The sequence below is a fragment of the Rothia sp. HMSC073B08 genome, assembly GCF_001812975.1.
GTDB lineage: Bacteria > Actinomycetota > Actinomycetes > Actinomycetales > Micrococcaceae > Rothia > Rothia mucilaginosa.
In genome coordinates this window covers 106,553-122,087 of the sequence record NZ_KV811048.1, presented here as the reverse complement: position 1 = coordinate 122,087, position 15,535 = coordinate 106,553, and the positions used below count along the sequence as shown (strand labels likewise).

Here is a 15,535-nt window from a genome sequence, read left to right as displayed (position 1 = left end):
TCCAACCACACTCAACTCTGAAGAGCCGGTTTGGCGCTGCGCCCCTCAAGGTTTACAGAAAGAGGCTGTGAGCGCATCCGTAACGGATGGGCTCACAGCCTCTTACTATGCTCAAAAACAGCTTTAGGGATTAGCTACCGGGCAGCTGAATCACGCCACCGTACAGCGGCGCGGCAGGCTCCGAATACTCCACAAAACGCGGCATCTCATGCTCAAAATCAGTGGTGCTAAACGCCAGAGTCGTAATCGACGCCAGGTTGCACTCACGGGCACGCGGGTCATGCTGCAGCATGCGGCCCTCAACCCCCAGGCGAGTAATCCAAATCGGCAGCTGGTGCGACACAATAATCGCCTCCGCACCCTCGCCGCCGCGCTCGTAGGCGGTACGCGCCGCATCCTGAACAGCTGCAGCCATACGGCGAATCTGATCCAGGTACGACTCACCCCAGGAGGGGCGCGCCGGGTTGTACAGCTTCGTCCAGTGACGCGGGTTCCTCAGCAGCTCCTGCGCGTTCACGTGCAGACCCTCAAAGTAGTTATCCGCCTCAATGACGCGCTCATCCGGCTGCGCGGTCAGACCCAGCAGCTCCTCAACCGGGGCGGCAGACTCACGGGTACGCTGCAACGGCGAGCAGACCAGATGCACGAAACGGGCGCCTCGCTCAGCACGAGCCGCGAACTCCTCAGCGCTCAGACGCACCATCTGCTGGCCCTTATCGGACAGACGGTAGCCGGGCAGACGGCCGTACACGATACGCTCGGGGTTGTGCACCTCGCCGTGACGCATGAGGTGAACTTTAATGGTGGAAGTTTCAGTCATAATCCCAGTCTCTCAGATAGCGCGCCGCACCCCAAACAAGTGACCCGCACATACCCTCTACAAATACAAAACCTGGCGTACAAAACCCGGCCCGCCAAAACTGCAGGAACGCGAAAACCCCGCCTCTCCATACGGAGGGCGGGGCGAAAGAAGTCTATTTACTTCTTGTTGCGGCGCTGGTGGCGGGTCTTACGAAGCAGCTTGCGGTGCTTCTTCTTGGACATACGCTTGCGGCGCTTCTTGATAACGGAACCCATAGGATTTCCTCACTTTACTCGTACCCGGCCGAGCCATTCGACTCGGTAGCTACCCGGGGATATTTATACCGGTATAACCGATCCAAAACGCATTTTAGGCACAGAAATACCCTTGCGTTTTAGAGCGCTACCTACCTAGAGTACTAGGTTTACCCCCATTTTCACCATTCGAGAGCGGCTTTTCAGGAGTTTTTCCCTGAATTTCCGCTTTTCCCGCGGGTATATCGAGGATATCTCGGGGCGAAAACGGGGATTCGGTAGCCCTAACGGCGCTTCTTCTTCGACTTCTTCGAGCCCTTAGCGCGGCCATGAGACAGCACCGAACCGGAAGAAGCTACAGCATCCTCAGGAGCGCTCTCCTCAGCCGAGGAGGCGACCTCTACCGATTCCGCAGCCGATTCCTGGGCGGGATTAGAAGCCTCAGCGGGTTCTTCAAGCGGCTCTTCTACCGAAACCTCTTCAGCGGCGCTTTCCTCAGCCGCCTCTTCTTCAGCCGCCGCATGCAACGCCTTCAAACGCTCAGCACGCTCAGCCTCGGCACGAGCCAGCGCCTCCTCATCAATGACGGGCTGGGACTCGGGCTTCGTTTCAGCCTTCAGGACCTGCTCCTTCTCGGCACTCTCCTGCGCTTCGTCATGCTCAGGTTCGTACACATCCACGCCAAAGAAACGCTTCATCTTCGAGAAGATGCCGCCGCGCTCCTGCACCGGCTCCTCATGCGGAAGCTTCTCGTAAGTATCGTGAATGGTCGCTGCCGCCTCAAGGCGGGTAGGCTCAGCAGGCTGAACGGCGGGCGCCTCCTGGCGCGCAGGGGCACGCAGAACATTCTCAGCCGATTCAGACTCCGCAGGAGCCGCGGCAGTCACAACAGCCGCGGGACGCGCGGTACGGGCAGGCGCAGTCAGCACCTTGCTACGATCCACAGGCTTAATGATGGTCGCACGCACCGGGGAAACAATCTGGCCGCTACGACGACGCGGAGCCGCCGTGGAGGCGCGCAGAACCTTCGCGGGACCCTCAGCCTCTTCCTGCGCGTACGCGGCAGGGACGCTCGGCAGCTGACCGCTGGGGGTCTGGGAGCTGAGAGTCTGCGAGCTGAGGGGCTGGGAAGCGAGAGTCTGGGAGCTAGCCGCTACAGAAGCAACCGGAGCCGCAGAAGCAGCGGGGGTTACCTGCGCTACCGGGGTGCTGCGGCGCGGGGTGCCGAAGCTCAGCGGCACATCCGCGCTCACCGAATGAGCGGTAGGCTGCGCGGGAGTAGCAGGAGCTGCAGCAGGTGCGGGCTGAGCAACAGCGGGAATGGAACGTTCTACCTTGTCAGAGCCAGAAGCGTTAGAGCTAGAAAGAACCTCAGCAGGCTCATCAACCCGCTCCACAGGAGTCTCAGCAGCAGTCTCCTCAATGTAGACAATATCGCCCTCAGGCACCGTGTACTCCACGACAGAAGACGGAGCAGAAGCCTGAACAGAATCCGAAGCGGGCGCCACAGAAGCGGGTGCCGCAACGGGTGCATCTGCGGCGGGCAGAGCCTCCGCATCAGCGAAGGACGGGTCGTCCTGCATCAAATCATCAAAGTCATCAGCGGCAAACTCATCCACATCAACCGGCGCAAACTCAGAAGCAATCGGCTCACCCGGCAGACCATTCGCAGAGGTCGCCTCCTGCTCCAGATCAATACCGGCATCGGAATACATGCCGCGCAGCTGACCAATCACCATGGCACGCGCAGTCGCAGCGTCGCCAGCCTTCAGAGCCTCCGCAATAGCGCGGCTCTCAGCACGCAGACGCTCAACAGCGCTACTCCACAGCGGCATACGACCCACCAGAGACAGCATCGACTCAAAACTCGGCTGACGCACCGACGCGAGCAGACCCACCAGCAACTCATTACCACCGCAACGCATCACCTGGTGGTGGAACGTCAACAGAAGCTCCAGGAAGTCACGAATCGACAGGTCGAAGTCTTCCATCTGCTCCAGAACCTCGTCCATCTCCGCGAAGGAGACGGTCTTCGGGTCAATACGCGCAATCGCCCAGCTTTCCAGCAGAATACGGGTCTGCACCAGGTCACGAGTCGGGTAACGCGAACTGGACATGTGCAGGCGCAGAGCGGCACTCGCGGCAGCGGCAGGCTCATCACTCAGGTGTACCAGCATTTCCTTGCCGCGGCCGTTGTACAGCTGCACCAGATCCATATCTTCCAGGGTGCGCAGAGCCTCGCGAGTGCGGGAACGACCCACACCAATAGCGCGTGCAATCTCGCTATCGCTGGGCAGGTCCTGACCCAGCTGAATATTGCCCTCGAACAGTTCGTTCTCGAGCCAGCGCAGAATTTTACGATGAATAGCCACGTGAATGCGTCTTTCGGTTAGATAAAGGTGAGTGAGAGTGTGTGTGCTTTATCGATGAGTTATGCCGGAGGTTGAACGGCGTCAGGGCGCGCCTTAGCGGCGGCGGCCACGCAGGAAGCCGAAGAGACCACCGCGGTGGGCGTCCTTCACCTCGGTACTGGTCGTCTCAGTGCTGGGGCGGTACACCGAATCGTAGGCGGGCATGGTCTGATACTCGGTCTCCTCAGAGGAAGTCTCAGACGCGCCTTCAGCCTTGTCAGACTCTTCTACAGCGGCCTTCTCGGGGGCAGATTCTTCAACTGCAGGTTTCTCAGTAGCTACGGTTTCTTCAACCGAGGGTTTCTCCTCAGCCTTTTCTGCAGGCTGTTCGTTGACAGTCTTCTCAGCCACCGCGGGCTCCTCGGCAGCAGGAGCTTCGGGGGTCACAGCAATAGGCTGAATCGAACCGCCCACAACCGCAGCCGGGTCAATACCGTAAGACACAGTAGCGGCAGGCTGAGCGATTACCACCGGCTTATCCTCTACGACAGGCTTCGCCTCAGTGGTCTTGTTGGTCTCAGCGGGCTTCACCTCAGCGGATGCCGCCGGGGTAGCGGGCTGAACGGGGGTTGCCGACGCCGCGGGGGTCACCCCAGCATCGTAACCGTACGATGCGGGAGTGAAGGGGCGCATCGGGGTGCTATCCACTGCCTCTTCCTGCGGGGTAGGCTCAGTAGCTCCTGCCTTCTCAGCGACAGCTTCGGAAGCGGCACTCTCAGCAGCCTGCTCCGCAGGGCGCGAGTAGATGCGCGCGCTGGGGGTCAGGTACTGTGCGCGGGCGCGCTGAATGCGAGCCTGCTCGATTTCCTCGGAGGTGGGTGCCTCAACGGTGAGAGTTTCGGAGTCGGTCGCCTCGGGCTTCGGAGCACTCTTTTCGGAGGTCTTCTCGACCGGCTTCTCAGCTGCCGTCTTATCGGAGGCAGATGCAGTCACGCCACCGGGCAGTGCCACGGGTGCGTGCGCCTCATTGGACTGACGTGCAATCTGAACGGTCTCGTTGATCCACTCGGTCACGGTGGCGAATACATCCGGGTTCAGGGAGTAGAGGCGACGCTGCCCCTCCACGGTCACGGAGACCACATCTGCATCGCGAAGGACTTTCAGGTGCTTCGAAATGGTCGGCTGGCTCATGCCCAGCTTTTCAACCACTGCACCCACCGTGTGGGTTTGCTCAGCGAGAATACGCACAATTCGGCGGCGAGTCGGATCCGCGATGACAGAAAAAACATCAGAATGCATATAGCGATTATGACATATAAAGTGACGCCTCAAGCTTAGAATGAGGCTGATACAGAAATTACCTTCAAAAATTCTGAAAGACCGCTGAATGCTACCTCAATATGAAGCACTGAAGGGGAGAAAAGCATGAAGTGCCTATCACATCTCGTGGAGATTTCCTGTATCTCATCCTAGGCATATGCGAGCCACCCAGACCCTCAATACTTATATAGCTAATTCAGAATATATAGTTTTCGTGGTTCCACCCACAAAACCAACCGCACGCCTTCTCCAAGCTCACATATTTACCCCCAAACCACCAGAGCCTCAACCCCCTCAGTAGGCACCCGGCGCGATACACTAGAAGGCGTCAAAACAGGCACATATCCGCCGCCCAACACACCAACACCCAGACCCGCTGAAGGAGGCGCATGGGACGCATACTCCGCCGCACCCGGCGCCGACACCACCACCCCCAGGGCCAGCTCAACCGCCGCTGGGACACCCTCAGCGGCACCACATCCGTGCCTCAAAAGCAGCAGGTTCACCGTAGTCGACGCGACCGTCTCGAGGCCGAAAACCTTAGCATCCTCACGAGTGTGCCCGGTATTGACCTCGATCGTCTGCTTGCCCTACGCGACCACGTGAGCGAAACCTCCGAGGTTCAGCGTAAGCGCGCCCCCATGGGGTTCAATCTGCAGACCCTCGAACGGTTCCGTGACTTTATTGACGTGACCGTTCTTGCCTCGCCTTCGCGCACCGCAATCACTGCGTTTCTGCTGGTCATCATCTTCTTTACGCTCACCTTGCTACTGCCCATCTCCTCCAATGATGGGCAGCCCGCGCCTTTCCACCACGCATTTTTTACCTCTACCAGCGCGGTGACGGTGACCGGCCTGACTACCGTCTCCACCGCCGAGCAGTGGTCCACCTTCGGTCAGGCAATGATTCTTGTGGCTTGTCATGTCGGTGGTTTGGGTACTCTGACCATTACCTCCCTGCTGGCGCTGGCTATCGGCCGTAAGATGGGTCTGCGCACCAAACTCATCGCACAGGAAGACCTGAACATCAGCCGTCTTGGCGAGGTCGGTGGCATCATCAAGAGCGTCTCCTATGCTTCATTCTCCATCGAGGCAATCATTGCGCTTGTGCTGATTCCTCGTTTCCTGACCCTCGGCGAAGACCCGTTCCAAGCCATCTGGCACAGCATCTTCTACGCTATTTCAGCTTTCAACAATGCAGGCTTCACTCCGCATTCCGACGGCATCGTGCCTTACGGCCATGACCTTTTCCTGCTCGTGCCCATCTGCATTGCCGTGTTCTTGGGCTCGCTCGGTTTCCCTGTTTTCATTGCGATTCAGCATCATCCTTTCCGCCCCCGCCACTGGTCGCTCACCGCGAAGCTGACCACCGTGACGACCCTGTTTTTCTTTGCTTTTGGCGCGTTCTTCTGGGGTCTCTTCGAGTGGAACAACCCCGCCACCATCGGCGACTACTCCGCAGGCGACAAGGTTCTGAACGCCATTTTTGCTTCTGTAATGATGCGTTCGGGCGGCTTCAATCTGGTCGATATGAGCAGCATTACCCCCGTCTCCACGCTCCTGACGGACATGCTCATGTTCATTGGCGGTGGCTCCGGCTCGACCGCGGGTGGCGTGAAGGTCACGACCATCGCCGTGATTGCCCTGTCTATCCTTGCTGAGGCGCGAGGCGATCAGAAGGTTGTCGCGTTCAACCGCACCATCCCCGAGTCCTCCCTGCGTATTGCTATCTCCGTGATTGTTATGGGTGCTACCGTGGTAGGTGTCGGCGCCGCGTCGATTCTGATTATTAGCGGCGCGGACCTCAAGGAGGTCATTTTCGAGGTCATCTCCGCCTTCGCGACCTGCGGCCTCTCGAATGGTCTCTCCTCCAGCCTGCCGCCGGCGGGTATCTATGTGCTCAGCGGCCTGATGCTCATTGGCCGTGTGGGCACCACAACCGCCGCGACCGGCCTGGCGCTGCGTTCACGCCGCCGCCTCTACAAGTTCCCCGAAGAAAGGCCCACCATTGGCTAGTGCACATAACGCCCCCGTCCTCGTGATTGGTCTGGGACGCTTCGGCTCCGCGGTGGCGGCCCAGCTGCGCCTGCAGAACAAGGAGGTCCTTGCTATTGAGAAGGACCCCGAGCTGGTGCAGAAGTGGTCCGGCGTGCTGACCCATGTGGTCTCCGCCGATGCGACCGATATCGACACCCTGCACCAGTTGGGTGCGGACGATTTCGGTTCCGCCGTGGTGGGTGTGGGCACCTCGGTGGAGGCATCCGTGCTGATTACCGCGAACCTCGTGGACATTGGCGTGGAGCGTATTTGGGCGAAGGCTATTACCCCCGCGCACGGCAAGATTCTGGAGCGTATTGGCGCGCACCACGTGGTCTACCCTGAGGCGGATGCCGGCCGCCGCGCCGCGCACCTGGTCTCGGGTCGACTGCTGGATTACATTGAGTTTGATGACGACTTCGCGATTGCGAAGATGCGCCCGCCGAAGGAAACCCACGGCTTCACCCTTGCTGAGTCGGATATCCGCTCCAAGTACGGCGTGTCCGTGGTCGGCATTAAGTCCCCAGGTGAGGACTTCACCTACGCGGACGCCACCACCCGCATTCACTCGCGCGACATTCTGATTGTGTCCGGTCAGGTGGACCTGATTGAGCGTTTCGCGGCACGACCCTAAGCGCGTTTTTCCTCGCTGCGGCGGTTATCTTCCCCAGCTCTGCTGGTTTTGAAGAGCCCGCATTTGAGTAGCCCGCGATTAGACATAGAAAAGCAAATAGGCATAGAAAAACAGCCTCTTCCCGTTCTGCCGGGAGGAGGCTGTTTTTCTGTAGTTTCACCTAGTCAGGGGGGGGATGCTACCAGACGGTATTAGTCCCCGCTGATTAGTTTCCACTGGTTAATTCCCGCTGATTAGTCCTCATCAGCGGTGTACAGCTGGCTCATTTCCGCCGAACGTGCCGCACAGGCGCGCATCGCGTCCTCGGTCAGCTGGAAGAGGCCACCGTCCACGAAGGTGTTCAGTGCACGCTCGGTGGTGCCGTTCGGGCTTGTCACGGCGCGGCGCAGGGCGGGCGCATCCGGGTTGGTGTCGAGCAGGAAGCCCGCACCGGCAACGGTTGCGCTGGCAAGCTTGAGGGCGGTGTCTGCGTCCAGGCCGAGCTTCTCACCGGCGGCGGCCATCGCCTCCGCAAGCAGGAACGCGTATGCCGGGCCGGAGCCGGAGACGGCGGTGACCGCATCCATCTGATCTTCGCGGACCTCAACGACCAAGCCGACAGTGCCCAGGACCTCTTCGACGAGCTTCTTCTGCTCGTTCTTCACGGTGTCGGTGGTGGAGATGGCGAGCACGCCCTTGCCCACGGAGGAGGGGGTGTTCGGCATGCAGCGAACAATGGGCTGACCTGCGGGAAGGCACTCGGCGAGGGTTTCGAGGGTCACGCCAGCAGCAACGGACACCACAACAGCGTTCGGCGCGAGGGCGGGTGCAATATCGCGGGCAAGCTCAACAATGCCGTAGGGCTTCACGCCGAGCAGAACGACGTCTGCGTGGGCGGTTGCCTTGTGGTTGCCGTCAGCTTCGCCGCCGGTGGTGATGATTTCTACCTTGTCGCCGAGGCGCTGGGCGAGGGCGGCGCGAGATTCTTCGCTACGCACGGTGGCGCGAATGTGGGCGGGGTCGTGGCCTGCAGCGAGCAGACCTGCGGCGATGGAGCCGTTCATGGAGCCGGTGCCGAGAAAAGCAATAGTTGCGGTCATCGTTGATCCTTCCTAATGGGGTGCCTGCGCCGGGTGCCGGCAGGCGTGCCGCCGGTGTGTTCCGGGGGCTACTGTTCGGTGCGCGGCGGGCGCGTGGAGGCGTACCCTTCCAGCATAGCGGGTGTGGCTACGGGCATGTGACCTGGCTCTGTTTCTTCCGCGTTTTCTGGGCGGCGGCTTCACCTCATGCTCCGCGACCCAATGGGCGGGGCTCCGCTTCTCACGTTCTGGCATGCCGGGGAGGGCGTAATTCTGCGGGCGTAGAATGAAAACAGCTTCACCCGCGGCAGTTTGTGCCGGGCATGAAGCCTCCAACACCACACAGCACGCAACACACAAACCCCTTTTTCTATGTCTTCTCATACTGGTTCTTCCTCGAGTTCTTCCCCGAATAGCCCGCAGAGCCCTGCGGGTTTCCGTTCTTTTTCGTTTCGCCTCCTGCTGGGGCTGACCCTTGCCGCGCTGGTCACGGGCGTGTTCAGCGGCTTGGGCGCGATTGCTCTGCATTATGTTCTGGACTTCATGCAGGAGCTAACTTTCGGTCAGGCTGAGGGTCATCACCCGATGGTGACTGACGGCGCCGATCCGGCGCGTCGTGCCTTGGTTTTGGCGGCGCTGGGCCCGTTTGTGGCGCTGGTATGGTACTACCTGCAGTCCGGTGGGCGGCGTGTGGTCGGCGTGAAGTCGCAGATTGCCGGTGCTACCGAGGAGGACCGCACCCCGTCACTGTGGCGGCAGATTTCGCATTCGGTGATTCAGATTGTTGCGGTGGGTGCGGGCTCTCCTGTGGGTAAGGAAGTCGCGCCTCGTGAGCTGGGTGCTTTGGCGGCTGGCCGCACCTCGAATCTGCTGGAGCGTCTTGGTTTTGTGGGCGCTGACGGTGCCGCACTGTTGGGTGTTCGTGAGCGTAGTCTGCTGGTGGCGGCGGGTGCGGCATCCGGTTTGGCGGCGGTGTATCAGGTGCCGATTGGTGGCGTGGTGTACCTTGTGGAGGCGATGGCTGTTGGTTTGAGCCTGCGGTCGCTATATGTGGGTGCGGTGACGGTGTGGACGGCGACGGTCACGGCGAATCTGGTGATCGTCAATGAGCCGACGTACCCGGTGCCGCAGCTTCCGTTGGATGCGACGACGCTGACAGTGGCGGCGCTGACGGGTGTGGTGTTGACTCCGTTGGCGTTGGGTTTTAGGGCGTTGTCGCAGCGTGCGGAGAAGTTGAAGGCGAAGGATCGTTCTCTTCTGTGGCGTATTCCTGTAGCGTTTGCGCTGGTCGCGGTGGTTTCGCTGTGGCTTCCGGAGATTCTGGGTAATGGTCGTCTGCTGACTCAGCACACGTTTAATGTGTCGCTGGATGCGGCGGCGGGCGGTTTGACCGCATCGGCGGCAGTGTATGTGTTGGCGTTGGCTGTTGCGAAGGCTGCCGTGGTGGTGTTGAGTCTGCGTTTCGGTTCTTATGGCGGTACGTTGACGCCGGGTTTGGCGTTGGGTGCGGCGGTTGCGTTTTGTGTGGCGGCGCTGGTGCTGTGGGCGTTCCCGGGTTTGGGCGGGGTGCCGGGTGGCGCGTCGATGGTGTTGTATGCGGCGGCGTTGACGGGTACGGCGGCGTTTTTGGGTATTTCGATGAATGCGCCGTTGTCTGCGTTGACGTTGTTGATTGGTTTTACGGGTCAGGGTGCGAGTGCGTGGCTGCCGATGGCGGTTGCGGTGGGCACGGCGGTGCTGACCCGCTGGGCGTGGACACGGGCGTTCGGCGCTAAGAAGTAGGTCCTGACAGGTGGCGGGCGGCCCCGGATGCGTGTGTGCGTCCGGGGCCGCCCTGTTTTGCCGTGCCGAAGATTTGCCTTACTTTTGTTTTGACGGCTTTGAAAGGAATAGCAGATAGATTCCGAAGAGGAGCTTAATCGCCGCATCGATATATGCAATTACCTCTAACGGGATGCTGGTAAAAATATATCCTGCAAACACGTTAATGGCACAGATAAGACCCAGATATATCATTGACTTTCCATGCACAAAATAGTATGGGAAGAAATGCAGCGCGGTTGCCATCAGCGCTCCCAGCCAAATCAGTCTCCAATTTTCAGTTGCAAAGAATGGGCCGCCCAGCAAAATCATCAAGACAAATAATAGAATAACGGCACGTGAAGATACTTTCTTTTGAAATTCACTTGAAGGACCATCAGACAGGCTATTTAGCACCTTTTTGTTCATGTTGATCGAGAAAAAGCTAATAACATAGCCAATACTGAATACTTGCATGTTTATTATTTGCTTTCCTCCAGTCATGGCGGCTATTGCTATAACTGCCGCCACCACAATTAACCACAGGCCGCATGCCCTCTTATAGTTAAATTCTAGCTTTTCATCTTTGTTATAGTTTAGAAAACTCATCGATACCTCCAATAGCCTCTCGTAGAGTCACTTCTCTTGTTACGTCACTAAATTTTAATATGAAAAAATTCTGCAATATATCAATATTACCCAGTCCTTCTGACTATTAATTACATCTCCTATGATTATATCAAAATAGCAATAGAGAATTCGTCAAAAAAGCAAAAGAGACAGCCCCGGATGCGTGCATGCATCCGGGGCCGCCTGCTTTTTAGACCGAGGTTTTCGATAGGTTAGTGTCTTCGCCGCGAGTCTTTAACCCGCAGTGAAGACACTAACCTATCGACGAAAAGGCTAAATCATAACCCATAACCGGCTCTCACCTACCTGACGCAGCCAGAGATCCGGTCAAGGGGTACGGATTTGTGCCATAGGTTAGTGTCTTTGGTCGTAGTTAAAAACCATGGTCGAAGACGCTAAACCAAGGCACAAATTCTGCACGGGTTATAGGTTCCCTACAGCTAGAAACTACAGAGGAGGAGGGTCTAACCAAAATGCGTTAACCACGGTTCCGAGATTCCCACTCTTTAGAAATCCACAGAACCAACCGCCTGATTATGGAGGATTTTTTACCTTTCATATTTTCATCTTGCCCAGTTTGGTCTCCCCCTAAAGTTCCCTCTACAAATCCAAAAATTTCTGGTCTATATTCACCGTAGTTGTATCCACGACTCTTATGCCTAATATTTATGAGCCAATGAGGAAGACCATAAATAATTAGCCCCAAAATACTTAAATATCTTGAATTCACTGTTTCTGGGCAGGATACAAAATTGCGATATTTTCCATTCCACAGGGCAAAGAAAAATCTTTGCGAATTACTATCCACAGTAGAAGAATTTTTCAACACATCTTTAAACTCTTCATGTGACATATTTTCTTGAAGAATGCGAAGGTAACCATATTCAGCAAAACATTTCCCCGTCAAGCCCGCATGAATAGCACTTATAGCATTATTGAAAAATACCGACAGCCAGGGAATAAATCCAATCAAGAATACACCCTCAGCCAAACGTACAATATCCCAATTCCCAGACATAATATAATCAAACATATAAATTAAGTATGCCACTATAAATATAGATGCAAATATGAATATTAGAGCCGAAATAAACACTTCAAACGCAGTAAATACAGCACTTCCAAAGTTTGGAATAGATTTGACTTTAATGCTGCTAACTATTATTCCTTCGGGAACATTTAAGAGACGTTTCTGTCCATTAATGTCCGGGCAGACAGAGATTACTTTGCGCTCCCAAACAGCACGCTCAAGAGCCACTTTTCGAGATTTTCTAATTTCTTGATATTCATTTTTTATGCCTTCAAGCTTGTTGCCTTTTTCAAATTCCATAAGATCTTTATGATTTTTAGAGATTTCAAGCCATTCCTTATAACGAGTTAACTCAGGTGGCATCCCTTGTTTAGAGATTTCCATCTGCTTATTCTCCCTGCGAGCAGTCAGCATAAGACTTAAAGCAGCGATGGTTGCGGTTGCAATCGGTGCGATTGCAGAAATTAGTACTTTGCCGAATTCCTGGTCATGAGTCCAATGCCAGAGATAATCCCAGGTAAATCCCTCAGCTAGCACCTGTGCTAACAGTAGTTGGTTCGTCATCGGTGATTACTCCTTTCTTCGTATTGTCGATTAATTACCTTAGCAAAAAAATTTCACACTTTTCATAGCCCCTTATCAAATTTACCGAAACCCAATCCATAAAAAATATTTTCATCACCACACAAAATCCTGCCCATCCGTAAACCCAAAAAGATTTAAGGCCACATATGGCGAATAGATTTTGGTGGCCTAGAATTAGCTGACCTTGAATACCGATAAAGTTTTTTTCTATTATAAACAGGAGATAAGTTATCTTCACCCACTTCAGATTTATATGCCACATAGTAATCGTTAATCTTCCGCACCGACACATAAATATAAGCTATAGCTAAATAGTCCAGGGGTTTACCACCCTCAGAGCCTTCAATATCGCAGGGTATAAACTTATCAGAGTACAATTTAAGTTCTTTATCAAAAATACACTTTATATCATACTGCCATAATTTCATTACCCAGTAGGCGCTAAATATTGAAATAATAAATATAGCCATGAGAGCCAAGAGACTAGACTTCACTGATTTATCAATGGATTCCAAATATGACGCATATAAATATACCAACACCAATAAGATAAATAGACTATATATAGTTCTGTATAGTAACTTTCCAACCAAGTCAGCCCAAAAATACCTGACCCAAATTAAAGTTCTATGCCACCATCTCAAATCTGATGTTTCCGCGACATACAGCCCCTTATATAGATTTCCAACTTCAAAGAGCCTAATAAGCAATTCAATTAGAAAAACACTCAGAATAACACCAAAAACCGAGACTGTAAACTCAAACGACTCCGTGACAAGGAAAACTGATAACGGGCTAAAAAATAAGCAAATAATACACAAGAACCTCAGCCCAGGATTTCTAAGCAGTTCGACAAGACCCTTGAGGTATAGATTTGTTTTGACTTTAAAGCTGAATCCAAGATAGCTAAACTCAGATATAAAACGGTCTCCATATTCACAGCCTGAATCAACATTCCCATCTATAGAAGAAAAATCACTCGTTTTAATCTTCGGTTCTGCAAGCAAAGAGTCCACTATAGAATACTCATTGACATGAGATTTATTAATCTTTTTGTATATCTTATTAAATTTTTTAAGCTTATAAACATTTTCAATCAAGACATCTTTTTCATTATAAGTAAGCATCAATCCAGACACCAAAGTAAACCAGGCGAAAAATGCAATAACCCATAAGGGGATATCACCATATCTTGAAAGATCAATTTCTGCTGGAACAAAATATTTACCCCACTCTGGACCCGTCCGCAAATCCCTGAAGAAATCTGGGGCGTACGAGGTCCCTTGAAGATACCCTGCGAGGGCGGCATGCCAAAAATTTATAATAAAAACTGCAGAAATAATATAGCTAACACGTTTAGCAAACTTACGATAAGCAGCCCGTCGAGCTTCACCCAAAATACCTTCATACCCATCTGCAAATTTGCCCACACTAACATATAGGCTTAATAGCAGACTCGCTAGAGAAGCAATAATTCCAGCGCGCACATCAAATATATAATATGGAACATTAAAAGTATATGCAGGAAAAATTTTTGGCGTATTAGCAGAGCTAGACATATAAGAAAGACCTGAAATACAATTAACAAGGAGACAAAACAAAGAAATGTCTCTAAAAAACCTTAAAGGCTTCCAAAAAATATTTTCCCGAAATATCTTCTTTCGTTTTTCCTCGTGCTCTTCGCCCCAGGCTTCATTGACTTCGTCAATAACTTCTTGGATTTTCATCGGTGATTTTTCCTTTCCTACATCTTTGTCGGCGGGTTATATACAAAAGAAAAGCGGTGACCCCCGCAGGCCGGTGCCCGTTACGCACCAGCCTGCGGGGTTCATCATCATGTTCTACTCACCCAGGAGGGTCTTCGGGTTGACCGGAGTACCCGTACCCTCCGCCAGGTGCTCAATACGCTTCAGGATCAGGCCCTCACGCAGCGCCCACGGGCACACGCGCATCGTCTCAATACCGAACGCCTCCATCGCCGCCTCCGCAGCGATAGCACCCGCCAGCATCTGCTCCGCACGCGCCTTCGAAACACCCGGCAAATCGCTACGCTCAGACACCGTCATCGCCTCCATGCGACGAGTCCACAGGCGCAAATCCTGCAAATGCATCTCACGCTTCACATGCGGGCCCGCCGAATACGGCGCCGCACCGCAAATACGCGCCAACGAACGGAACGTCTTCGACGTACCCACCGTCATATCCGGCGTGCCATACTGCAACAGGTTTTCCGCGACCGGGGCAATCTGCTCACGCACATACTTACGCAGACGCTTCACCTGCTTCGGCTTCGGCGGCTGCTCATCAAAAAACTCACGCGTCAGACGACCCGCACCCAACGGCACGCTCATCGCCGCATCCGGCAACGCATTCGTACCCGTCGAAAACTCAAACGAGCCGCCACCAATATCAAAATCAAGGATGCGCCCGGCACCCCAGCCCTGCCAGCGGCGCACCGCAAAGTACGTAATCGCCGCCTCCTGGTCGCCCGAAATACCGTTCAGGCTCACGCCGGTCTGCTCACGCACCTGATGCAGCACCGCCGCACCATTACCCGCCTCACGGATAGCGCTCGTGGAGAACGCCAGCAGGTCCTCCGCCTCATTCTCGATCGCGAAGTCGCGGGCGCTGGTCACGAAGCGGGTCAGTGCGTCCGCGCCCTCCTGGGAAATATTGCCCTCAGCGTCGAGGTACTGCACGAGCTGCAGCGGAATTTTATGGGACGCGTACGGTTCGGGGCGCGCTCCAGGGCTGCCGTCAATCAGTAGCAGGTGGACCGTATTCGACCCAACATCCAGAACTCCCAGGCGCACGATGCGCTCCCCTCCCCCGCCCCGCGGCGGGATATCGTCTGTGTGCGGTACCGCAGGTGCGGCGCCTCTTCCAGTCTGTCAGAGGCGCGGCTCACTCCGCAAACAATCCGGGCGGATGCCCAACATCAGCACAGCGCAAGCCTAAGAAACACAGCGCGGGCACAAAAACGCGCCGAACATCCCGAGCACAAACGTCCCCGGGCACAAACATTCCTCGGGCAC

The 15,535-nt window shown here is 55.0% G+C and carries 12 protein-coding genes; 3 read left to right on the top strand and 9 right to left on the bottom strand.

The window, feature by feature from the left end; genetic code table 11:
- Positions 1 to 130: 130 nt before the first annotated feature.
- The 4 genes from HMPREF2884_RS01065 to HMPREF2884_RS01055 form a co-directional block, all read right to left on the bottom strand.
- Positions 131 to 820, bottom strand: coding sequence for a histidine phosphatase family protein (locus HMPREF2884_RS01065; RefSeq protein ID WP_070614903.1), 690 nt, complete (start codon positions 818 to 820; stop codon positions 131 to 133).
- A 158-nt stretch (positions 821 to 978) separates the two neighbouring features.
- Positions 979 to 1,077 (bottom strand): 30S ribosomal protein bS22, encoded by a 99-nt coding sequence (locus HMPREF2884_RS08965; RefSeq protein ID WP_005504750.1) that lies wholly within the window; start codon positions 1,075 to 1,077, stop codon positions 979 to 981.
- Between the two features lie 263 nt (positions 1,078 to 1,340).
- Positions 1,341 to 3,428: a FadR/GntR family transcriptional regulator gene (locus HMPREF2884_RS01060; RefSeq protein ID WP_070614901.1), complete on the bottom strand. Its 2,088-nt coding sequence runs from the start codon at positions 3,426 to 3,428 to the stop codon at positions 1,341 to 1,343.
- 93 nt (positions 3,429 to 3,521) lie between these two features.
- Positions 3,522 to 4,706 (bottom strand): ArsR/SmtB family transcription factor, encoded by a 1,185-nt coding sequence (locus HMPREF2884_RS01055; RefSeq protein WP_070614899.1) that lies wholly within the window; start codon positions 4,704 to 4,706, stop codon positions 3,522 to 3,524.
- A gap of 410 nt (positions 4,707 to 5,116) precedes the next feature.
- Here HMPREF2884_RS01055 and HMPREF2884_RS01050 point away from each other — a divergent pair, with 410 nt between their 5' ends.
- Together HMPREF2884_RS01050 and HMPREF2884_RS01045 are read left to right on the top strand one after the other, a co-directional pair.
- Positions 5,117 to 6,742 carry a TrkH family potassium uptake protein gene (locus HMPREF2884_RS01050; protein ID WP_070614897.1) on the top strand — a complete coding sequence of 542 codons (1,626 nt, stop codon included), beginning with the start codon at positions 5,117 to 5,119 and terminating at the stop codon, positions 6,740 to 6,742.
- A complete protein-coding gene (locus HMPREF2884_RS01045) occupies positions 6,735 to 7,397 on the top strand; it encodes a potassium channel family protein (protein ID WP_005504725.1) in 663 nt (220 codons plus the stop codon). Before HMPREF2884_RS01050 ends, HMPREF2884_RS01045 begins: the two co-directional genes overlap by 8 nt.
- Positions 7,398 to 7,630: 233 nt before the next feature.
- Here HMPREF2884_RS01045 and proC read toward each other — a convergent pair whose 3' ends face one another.
- A complete protein-coding gene (gene proC, locus HMPREF2884_RS01040; protein WP_070614895.1) occupies positions 7,631 to 8,476 on the bottom strand; it encodes a pyrroline-5-carboxylate reductase in 846 nt (281 codons plus the stop codon).
- A gap of 351 nt (positions 8,477 to 8,827) precedes the next feature.
- On the opposite strand from proC, the gene HMPREF2884_RS01035 reads away from it, so the two are divergent.
- Positions 8,828 to 10,237 (top strand): chloride channel protein, encoded by a 1,410-nt coding sequence (locus HMPREF2884_RS01035; RefSeq protein WP_070614894.1) that lies wholly within the window; start codon positions 8,828 to 8,830, stop codon positions 10,235 to 10,237.
- 78 nt (positions 10,238 to 10,315) lie between these two features.
- Here the strand turns inward: HMPREF2884_RS01035 and HMPREF2884_RS09330 are convergent, their stop codons facing one another.
- From HMPREF2884_RS09330 to HMPREF2884_RS01015, 4 genes are all read right to left on the bottom strand, one after another.
- The gene (locus HMPREF2884_RS09330; RefSeq protein ID WP_070614891.1) at positions 10,316 to 10,864 is read right to left on the bottom strand and encodes a DUF6609 family protein; all 549 of its coding nucleotides are present in this window, start codon (positions 10,862 to 10,864) and stop codon (positions 10,316 to 10,318) included.
- 499 nt (positions 10,865 to 11,363) lie between these two features.
- Positions 11,364 to 12,479 (bottom strand): hypothetical protein, encoded by a 1,116-nt coding sequence (locus HMPREF2884_RS01025; protein ID WP_049358929.1) that lies wholly within the window; start codon positions 12,477 to 12,479, stop codon positions 11,364 to 11,366.
- Between the two features lie 155 nt (positions 12,480 to 12,634).
- Positions 12,635 to 14,227: a hypothetical protein gene (locus tag HMPREF2884_RS01020; RefSeq protein ID WP_053087942.1), complete on the bottom strand. Its 1,593-nt coding sequence runs from the start codon at positions 14,225 to 14,227 to the stop codon at positions 12,635 to 12,637.
- Positions 14,228 to 14,341: 114 nt separating this feature from the next.
- Positions 14,342 to 15,313 carry a Ppx/GppA phosphatase family protein gene (locus tag HMPREF2884_RS01015; RefSeq protein WP_070614889.1) on the bottom strand — a complete coding sequence of 324 codons (972 nt, stop codon included), beginning with the start codon at positions 15,311 to 15,313 and terminating at the stop codon, positions 14,342 to 14,344.
- Positions 15,314 to 15,535 lie beyond the last annotated feature (222 nt).